The following is a 253-nucleotide window of genomic DNA, read 5'->3' as shown; positions in this document are numbered from 1 at the left end:
CCCTGGCCCTGTGGAAAACCCTGCCTACCCGCGAGCAACCCAAGGCCACCCAGGGTTACGGGCAATTGCTCGGTTCGCTGCTGCAACTGTTCAGGGAGGAAAAAGTGCTGCGGGACCGGGCGGTGCTGGCGATGCTGATCTTCGCCGCCGGCACCGTGCTGTGGACGCCATTGGTGTTGCCATTGAGTGCCCCGCCACTGTCCTTGTCCCACACCGAGATCGGCCTGTTCGGCCTCGCCGGCGCGGCAGGCGC

At 66.4% G+C, this 253-nt stretch carries 1 pseudogene; it reads left to right on the top strand.

The window, feature by feature from the left end:
• Nucleotides 1-253: pseudogene (locus tag SB756_RS32740) on the top strand (MFS transporter); the annotation flags it as partial.

The organism is Pseudomonas sp. SIMBA_068, from assembly GCF_046534705.1.
GTDB classification, from domain to species: Bacteria; Pseudomonadota; Gammaproteobacteria; order Pseudomonadales; family Pseudomonadaceae; genus Aquipseudomonas; species Aquipseudomonas putida.
Note: the sequence above shows the minus strand (reverse complement) of the source record. Positions and strands in the feature narration are given on the sequence as shown.